The sequence below is a fragment of the Acinetobacter towneri genome (assembly GCF_001758345.1).
In the GTDB taxonomy this organism is placed as follows: Bacteria; Pseudomonadota; Gammaproteobacteria; order Pseudomonadales; family Moraxellaceae; genus Acinetobacter; species Acinetobacter towneri_A.
Genome location: NZ_MKQS01000041.1, coordinates 1 through 6,760, shown reverse-complemented (window position 1 = coordinate 6,760; position 6,760 = coordinate 1). Strand labels below are relative to the sequence as shown.

Here is a 6,760-nt window from a genome sequence, read left to right as displayed (position 1 = left end):
AACAGTATCATCAATACTGACTATAAGTTTATTATTATCAATATGTTGAATTGATTCTTGATATAGGTCGTGAGGTGTGTAGTCTTCACGCTCTAGAAAGCGATTTACACTATCATGCGAGATATTATAAGTCTCGGCAAGTTGTGTGCAGCTAATAGAGTTCGGTTCTGTCATGAGAAAGCCCATATAAATGGGTAATGTACAAGTTGCTGTAGAAGCATGTTTAATTCGTCTGATCACAGATACTTTATAAAGTATTTTAATACTTTTTTGAATCCGTCAATGCGTAAGTCCTATAATAAAAATATCTCCATCGAAAATAAAGTATAAAAATTCAAAAACCATTTAATAAAGTATCAATAGAGTTAAAATACATATAGCTTACTTTTAATTTTAAAGAGGAATACAAGAAATAATTTCTTGTATTCCTGTTATAAGATTGGGAGAACCAAGTTGATAATTTCACCCATTTCTTTGGATCTATTAATTTAAGTTTCGACTTTACTTATTTGAGCTTAGCCATTTGGTCGAGTCACAATCGGGAAAATTGAATCTGGACGTTTAAACATTGCAAAGAATTTTCCAATTTTCAGTGGATTACCTTTGACTTTACTGTCTTTAGAAAGCAGGACTTTTACCCCTTCTATTTGACCTGTAATCATTTTTAGATATAAGGGCTTGGTTAAGGTTAATGTAGGGCAATCCAATGCCAAATCTTTACTTTCATCATAACGCTTAAACTGCATGACTGAGTTTTCAACCCATAATGAAAAATGCTCTTTGGTATCCGACAAAACCAGATTGATACACTGGTTTTCATTTTTTAAATTTTCCACATCTAAATTTGTCGCCATAGCTTCAAGAAATCTTTCAGTTGGTGTATGAATCAATAAATCACTCGGATCAGAAGTATTTTGTAGGGGTACATTATTTTGTAGCTCTTGAGCGCCCACCAAAAAGAAATTACGCCAAGTTGAAGCCTCAGCAGCATAGCCCAATTGACGATAAGTATTCGCCAATAAGTCTTTTGCTTGTTGGTTTTGAGGGTTATTCAACACAATATGTTTTAAAATCTCGGCAGCCCATCTATAGTCAGCTTGAGCGTAGGCATCCCGCGCATTTTTCAATGCATTGTTCTCCCCACCTGCTAACTCAATATATTTTTTTGCAACAGCTTTAGGGGGTAATGGATCTAAATTGGAAGGATGGGCATCGAACCATCCCATATAATATTGGTATACTGCTTTTACATTATGTTTTAGGGTTCCATAATAGCCATGAGCATATAGTTTTTGATCAAGTGCCGCTGGAAGCTTAATTTTTTCGGCAATTTCAGCGCCATTAAAACCAGAGTTCATATATCTCACCGTCTGATCATGCGTGAACTTATAAACATCTCGCTGGGTTTTAATAAAATCTTGAATATTGTCATTGCCCCAGACAGGCCAATGATGCTGTGCAATCAATACATCGGATGCTTTGGCATGCTGCATTGCTTGGTCTAGATAGCCCACCCATTTTAAGGCATCACGGACTTTAGCACCCCGAAGGGTATAAAGATTATGCATGGTATGAGATAGAATTTCTGCGCCGTTATAAAGTTTCAATGATGGGATAGAGAACGTTAATTCTGCTGGTGCTTCTGAACCCGGCACGTTATAAAACACAAAATCCAAGCCATCAACCGTCATTTTCTGTTCTGGTTGAGTGATCAGTTGTGTAGGCTCAAGGATGCCCATTTTTCCCACAGCAACAGCCTTACCTAAACCTGTATCCACCAATCCTTCCGCATTTTTAGGTAGAAAAGTTCCATACATATAAGTCGCACGACGTATCATGGCTGAACCTGCCATCACATTTTCACTGGTCGCTTCTTCCATAAAGCCTTTTGGCGCAATAATTGGAGTTTTTCTAGCGTTAATTTCTTCGCTAGAAAGAACGCCTAATGCACCACCAAAATGATCGATATGGCTATGGGTAAAGATAATGGCTGAAATTTTTTGCTCACCTAAATGCTGTCTAGCAAATTTAAGTGCTGCTTCAGCCGTTTCTTTAGAGGTTAATGTATCCACAATAATCCAGCCAGTATCACCCTGAATGATGGTCATATTTGCCAAATCAAAACCACGAATTTGCCAAACTCGATCTGTTACTTTAAATAGCCCAACATTGTTGTTTAATTTTGCTTGTCGCCATAGAGTGGGATTAACGGTATTTGGTGCTTGATCTTGTAAAAAACTAAATGCATCAAAATCCCAGATAACATTGCCTTTCTCACTTTTAATTTGACCTGTTGGCTTGGCAATAAAGCCCTTTTGAGCCTGATTAAACTCAGTCATATCCTCTAAGTTATACTTCGCCTTATATGTATTATTTGATTCAATGACCGCTTTTTCTACTACAGTATTTGCTGCAAAAACAGAAAATGGCAGAATAAGCATCAATGAAACTGTTAAAAACTTAATTTTCATCTTCTTTCCTTTTTTTAAATAGAGGTGGTCCCACATGTTTGAACAACTAAAAGCTTATTTATAAGTGATACTCTGCTCTAGTTAAGCTACCTTATTTTGTTGTGGTAGCTGGTCATAGTAAAACTCATCTGGAGTCATTTTGTCCAGACTCGAATGAGGTCGTTTCAAATTATAAAATTCAAAATATGCGTTTAATTGCTTCTTCGCATCCAAAACATTGCTGTAGGCTTTGAGATACACCTCTTCATATTTAACGCTCCGCCATAATCGTTCAACCATCACATTATCAACCCATCGACCTTTACCATCCATGCTGATTTGGATGTCATTTGATTTCAATACATGTAAGTTTTGCTTATAACAGTAAAAACGTGATTGACCAGTTTAATCTGCATATTGGTGCAGGCGAAAAAATTGGTATTGTGGGACGCTCAGGTGCAGGTAAATCGACCTTAATTCAATTGCTCTTGCATTTTTATGAACTCAAACACGGCTCAATTATGATTGATGGGCAAAATATTGAAGATGTGACCCAAGACAGTTTGCGTAAAAACATTGCACTTGTGACTCAAGATACTTCACTATTACATCGTACTGTGGCTGAAAATATTAAATATGGGCGACCTGACGCCACTGATGCAGAAATGTTTGAAGCAGTACGCAAAGCTAAAGCCGAGGAATTTATTCCACAATTGACCGATTTACGTGGCAAAAAAGGCTATGAAGCCTACGTGGGAGAACGGGGTGTTAAACTTTCAGGCGGACAACGTCAACGTATTGCCATTGCCCGTGTTTTCTTAAAAGATGCGCCTATTTTAATTTTAGATGAAGCCACCAGCGCGCTTGACTCTGAAGTTGAAGCGGCAATTCAGTCGAGCCTTGATGAACTAATGCAAGGTAAAACTGTAATCGCGATTGCACACCGATTATCCACCATTGCACAAATGGATCGTTTAATTGTGCTTGATCAAGGACGTATTGCAGAACAAGGTACGCATGATGAACTGGTTGCGATGAACGGAATTTATGCACAACTTTGGCAGCGTCAAACAGGTGGTTTTTTAGTCGAACAAGATAAAATTGTAAAACCATCAACAGATAAAGATTAAGATATCCAGCAATCTTGCTGTTACTCAGGCTTTGATGAGATGCAGATTTGTCGCATGTAGTCAAAGCCTGTTTTGTCTAACAATTTTCATAGAATATCTTTAATTTTCATGCCAAGATGCAATATGTCATCTACACTCTTATGCAGTTGTTTGGCAAGCTAAGCTAAAAATAGATGACAGTCGCTAAGGTAAATTAAAATAAAATTAGCAAATGCAATGGAACATGCATGAAAACAATATCAGCACGTCAGGAACAAGGTGTTCCAGGGGTCTATGGCTTATTGGTTTTAGATGTTGTATCCCGTTGGGGCTATAACGCAGATACCTTATTTTCACCATTTCAACTCAATAGCGAAATGTTGGCAGACCCAGAATTTCGGATTCCTACACCTCTTGCCAATGAATTGGTCAAACACGCTTTAAAACTCACAGGTGAATCGACGCTCGGTTATCATCTTGGTACGCAAATGCGTATTTCAATTCATGGCTTTATAGGCTATGCAATTATGACTGCGCATGAAATTAGTGATGCACTGATTTTAGCCAATCGTTTTATTCAACTGCGTATGCCCTTTTTACAGTTGTTTTTCTCGACTTTTGGTGAAAAAGCCAATCTGCAATTGCAGTGCGACATTCACATGGAACCTTTACGCACAGAAATCGCCATTGCTTTAATCATTGGCATGATTACCATGAGTAAAGCCATGACAGGTACCCAACACTTTACGGGCGAAGTCGATTTTGACTTTCCTAAACCTGCAGGTTTTGAGCAATATTTTACTAAATTCCCTGATCATCAATTTCGTTTTGATCAGCCTTATTTAGGTTTAAGTTTTGACAAGCAATATCTGGACTTAAAAATGATTAATGCCGATCCTATTGCCAGTCAAATTGCGATTAATCAATGTGAAGCCGAACTTTCAGCTCTAGGTGAACGTCGTCGCATTTCTATGCGTGTGCGTGATATTTTAACCCACGCAGAACAGCATTATTTAAGCATTGAAAATGTTGCCGATCATTTACACATGTCAGACCGCACACTTAAACGCCATCTGGCTGCAGAAGGGACTTCATTTTCAAACTTGGTTGATGAAGTCCGTTATAGGCATGCGACTTCCCTGCTTTCCCGTACGGACTACACGCTTGAACAAATTGCCGATGAATTGGGTTATAGCGATGTAGCTAATTTTAGTCGTGCTTTTAAACGCTGGAGTGGACGTAGTCCGAGCAATTGGCGTAAAGATCCGTATTTCTAAACTTTTGTTTTTGGCAAAAAGCATGTATAAAACATGGCAAAAAGGTTCGATACAATTTAAGGAGTTATCTAATGAATCACCCAGCGGAATTAAAATATGCAAGAACACATGAATGGGTGCGTATTGAAGGTGATTTGGTCGTCACGGGTATTTCAGACCACGCACAAGATGCTTTAGGTGATTTAGTCTATGTAGAAGCGCCTGAAGTTGGTCAAAAAGTCATTGCGGGTGAACAAGCTGGCGTCGTTGAGTCTGTTAAAACAGCTTCAGATATTCACGCACCTGTTTCAGGTGAAGTCGTTGAAGTAAATAGCAATTTAGATGATGACCCTGACTTTGTAAATGATGAACCGTATGGCAAAGGCTGGATTTATAAAATCAAACCAGACAATATGGCAGATGTAGAACAACTTTTATCGAGTGCGGAATATGAATCTGGCTTATAAGCCTAAAAATTTGCAGCTTTGAATCGCTCAAATACAAAGAAATCAGCTTCTGCTGATTTTTTTGTATTCTAATTTGTAAAATAAATTAAATTATCTTTATTTGATAAAAATGATAAAAAAACAGAAACAAAACCCCATTTTTCCCATAGTTTTATAAAATAACTGAACTTTTCACATAAATAGTTTATTATTTTTACATGATCGCGCTGTGTGATAATTTCCAATAACAAAGCTTCTGTATAACAAAGTACAGATTGCACGCTGCTTCACTCACCATATATAGGTTTAAGTTATGTCTGCTATAAATGCTGAACATTTATGGAATAAGTCATTTATTTTCTGCTTATTGAATAACTTGTTCTTATTCATATTTTATTTTGCGCAAACGACAATTTTGCCTATTTATATTGTGAATGAGTTGGGTGGTAATCTGTCTCAGGCAGGTTTAGCTATGACTTTGTTTATGTTATCTGCAATCGCGATTCGCCCATTTAGCGGGCTGATTATTGAAAAATTTGGTGTAAAGAAAACCTTATATGTTTCTGAAATCATGTTTTGTCTGTGTAGCGTGGCATACATTTTTGTAGATAGTTTGGTGTTTTTACTCGTACTGCGTTTTTTACATGGGATTTGGTTCAGCATTGTCACCACGGTTACCGTCCCTATTGCCAATAATTTTATTCCAGACAGTCGAAAAGGTGAAGGTATGGGCTATTTTTTGATGTCGGTAAATTTAGGGATTGTATTGGGACCTTTAATTGGTTTAGGTTTGACTCAAAGCATTTCCTATTCAGCCATTTCAACTTTATTGTCTTTAAGTGTTTGGGTGGGTTTTGCTTTTTGTTTGATGATTCCGCTTGTGGCAAATGCTAATAAAGTAAAAGTTGAATCGACACCAAAACGTAAATTAGAACTACATGATTTTGTAGAGAAAAAAGCTCTGCCAGTTTCACTGATGGCGATGATGGTGTCTTTTGCGTATGCCAGCATTATGTCGTTTATTTCTACTTTTGCAGAATCACGCCACATGTTGTCTTATGCTAGTTTGTTCTTTGTGGTATTTGCAATTTCTATGATGAGTTTGCGCCCTATTACAGGCAAAATTTATGATCGTCGTGGGCCGAGCGTAGTGATTTATCCTGCAATTTCGCTATTTGCTTTAGGGTTAATTATCTTGAGCGGTAATCCTCCCTAAAAATAATTGAGTTTAAAAGTAGAAAATCGAATAACCTTGATTTAAGGAGATTTTCTATGAAAACATCTAAGTATTCAGACAGCTTGATCATGAGTATCTTGAAGCAAGCTGAAGCAGGAACACCCATACCGAACTTGTGCCGCGAACATGGTATGAGCTCTGCTACATTCTACAAGTGGAAGTCCAAATATGGCGGCATGGATCTTTCAATGATGACGCGGCTTAAAGAACTTGAGGCTGAAAATGCCCGTTTAAAACGCATGTATGCTGATGAGCGGCTAAA

Annotated in this window: 4 protein-coding genes and 4 pseudogenes; 5 read left to right on the top strand and 3 right to left on the bottom strand. The window is 37.6% G+C overall.

Features of this window, described 5'->3' with window-relative positions; genetic code table 11:
• From BJN41_RS14985 to BJN41_RS13010, 3 genes and pseudogenes are all read right to left on the bottom strand, one after another.
• Positions 1-240 (bottom strand): annotated as a pseudogene (locus BJN41_RS14985) (IS701 family transposase); the annotation flags it as partial.
• A gap of 275 nt (positions 241-515) precedes the next feature.
• Positions 516-2,471, bottom strand: coding sequence for an alkyl/aryl-sulfatase (locus BJN41_RS13015; RefSeq protein ID WP_000693745.1), 1,956 nt, complete (start codon positions 2,469-2,471; stop codon positions 516-518).
• A gap of 81 nt (positions 2,472-2,552) precedes the next feature.
• A pseudogene (locus BJN41_RS13010) lies at positions 2,553-2,819 on the bottom strand (integrase core domain-containing protein); the annotation flags it as partial.
• Between BJN41_RS13010 and BJN41_RS13005 the strand changes: the two are divergent.
• From BJN41_RS13005 to BJN41_RS12985, 5 genes and pseudogenes are all read left to right on the top strand, one after another.
• Positions 2,816-3,580, top strand: a pseudogene (locus BJN41_RS13005) (ABC transporter ATP-binding protein); the annotation flags it as partial. The pseudogenes BJN41_RS13010 and BJN41_RS13005 overlap by 4 nt on opposite strands.
• A 227-nt stretch (positions 3,581-3,807) precedes the next feature.
• Complete coding sequence (locus tag BJN41_RS13000; protein WP_070155699.1) at positions 3,808-4,836, top strand: helix-turn-helix domain-containing protein; 1,029 nt, start codon at positions 3,808-3,810, stop codon at positions 4,834-4,836.
• 71 nt (positions 4,837-4,907) lie between these two features.
• Entirely contained in the window at positions 4,908-5,282 is a 375-nt protein-coding gene (gene gcvH / locus BJN41_RS12995) for a glycine cleavage system protein GcvH (RefSeq protein WP_070155698.1), read from the top strand.
• Between the two features lie 292 nt (positions 5,283-5,574).
• Positions 5,575-6,462, top strand: a pseudogene (locus BJN41_RS12990) (MFS transporter); the annotation flags it as partial.
• A gap of 71 nt (positions 6,463-6,533) precedes the next feature.
• Positions 6,534-6,760: transposase (locus BJN41_RS12985; RefSeq protein ID WP_070154200.1), on the top strand; the 227-nt coding region annotated here is incomplete at its 3' end.

Coding starts and splice junctions, on each gene's coding strand:
- BJN41_RS13015 (WP_000693745.1), bottom strand. CDS start 2,471: ATGAAAATTAAGTTTTTAACAGTTTCATTGATGCTTATTCTGCCATTT.
- BJN41_RS13000 (WP_070155699.1), top strand. CDS start 3,808: ATGAAAACAATATCAGCACGTCAGGAACAAGGTGTTCCAGGGGTCTAT.
- gcvH (WP_070155698.1), top strand. CDS start 4,908: ATGAATCACCCAGCGGAATTAAAATATGCAAGAACACATGAATGGGTG.